The organism is Photorhabdus caribbeanensis, assembly GCF_018448885.1.
Lineage (GTDB): Bacteria > Pseudomonadota > Gammaproteobacteria > Enterobacterales > Enterobacteriaceae > Photorhabdus > Photorhabdus caribbeanensis.
Genome location: NZ_RCWB01000095.1, coordinates 1 through 1,522 on the forward strand (window position 1 = coordinate 1; position 1,522 = coordinate 1,522).

Consider the following 1,522-nt stretch of genomic DNA (forward strand, 5'->3'; position numbering starts at 1 on the left):
CCATGAAGTCGGAATCGCTAGTAATCGTAGATCAGCATGCTACGGTGAATACGTTCCCGGGCCTTGTACACACCGCCCGTCACACCATGGGAGTGGGTTGCAAAAGAAGTCGGTAGCTTAACCTTTTTTGGAGGGCGCTGACCACTTTGTGGCTCATGACTGGGGTGAAGTCGTAACAAGGTAACCGTAGGGGAACCTGCGGTTGGATCACCTCCTTACCTGAGATAGGTTGCGTGCAGTGCTCACACAGATTGTCTGATGAAAGAAGAGAATAACGTTATCGTGATAGGCTTGTAGCTCAGGTGGTTAGAGCGCACCCCTGATAAGGGTGAGGTCGGTGGTTCAAGTCCACTCAGGCCTACCAACTCTACTTATCCTGGTGTCTTTCAGACGCTGCGTGACTCATGTGCTGGCGCACACTGCGTTACTCGCGTTGAAATACCCGGCGGCTAAGCGAGTTGGCTGAACAGAGATGATAACGGCATATTTCTGTATGGGGCTATAGCTCAGCTGGGAGAGCGCCTGCCTTGCACGCAGGAGGTCAGCGGTTCGATCCCGCTTAGCTCCACCATACTGAATGTAGTTCAGAGTATATTGGCGACAGTATGCTGCGAATTATTTTGCTCTTTAACAATCTGGAACAAGCTGAAAAATTGAAATGCTCAATAATATCGCCGAGGTATTATTGAGGTATCTCTCAAGCTGAACAATCCGAGACTCTTTCGGGTTGTGAGGTTAAGCGAATAAGCGTACACGGTGGATGCCTAGGCAGTCAGAGGCGATGAAGGACGTGCTAATCTGCGAAAAGCGTCGGTAAGCTGATATGAAGCGTGATAGCCGGCGATGTCCGAATGGGGAAACCCAGTGCAATGCGTTGCACTATCATTAACTGAATCCATAGGTTAATGAGGCGAACCGGGGGAACTGAAACATCTCAGTACCCCGAGGAAAAGAAATCAACCGAGATTCCCCCAGTAGCGGCGAGCGAACGGGGAGCAGCCCAGAACCAACATCAGCGATAGCATCAGAGGAACGGTCTGGAAAGGCCGGCGAGAGAGGGTGACAGCCCCGTACTCGAAGATGGTATGGCTGGGAGTTCAATGAGTAAGGCGGGACACGAGAAATCCTGTCTGAAGATGGGGGGACCATCCTCCAAGGCTAAATACTCCTGACTGACCGATAGTGAACCAGTACCGTGAGGGAAAGGCGAAAAGAACCCCGGCGAGGGGAGTGAAAGAGAACCTGAAACCGTGTACGTACAAGCAGTGGGAGCCCCACCACCAAAGCGTTTCGCTTTGCGTGGCGCACAAAATGCGTAACGTCATCTCGGATGACGGTTGGCGGAGCGACAGCGACGCCCAACACACAAATCAAGCAGTGGAGCGTTTTGGGGTGGGGTGACTGCGTACCTTTTGTATAATGGGTCAGCGACTTATATTCTGTAGCAAGGTTAACCGGATAGGGGAGCCGCAGGGAAACCGAGTCTTAACTGGGCGAATGAGTTGCAGGGTATAGACCCGAA

At 52.0% G+C, this 1,522-nt stretch carries 2 tRNA genes and 2 rRNA genes; all 4 read left to right on the plus strand.

Annotation, left to right across the window (positions count from 1 at the left end):
• A 16S ribosomal RNA gene (locus tag EAE90_RS23085) occupies positions 1 to 218 on the plus strand; the annotation flags it as partial.
• Positions 219 to 287: 69 nt separating this feature from the next.
• Positions 288 to 364, plus strand: a tRNA-Ile gene (locus tag EAE90_RS23090).
• Between the two features lie 131 nt (positions 365 to 495).
• Positions 496 to 571, plus strand: a tRNA-Ala gene (locus EAE90_RS23095).
• 162 nt (positions 572 to 733) lie between these two features.
• A 23S ribosomal RNA gene (locus EAE90_RS23100) occupies positions 734 to 1,522 on the plus strand; the annotation flags it as partial.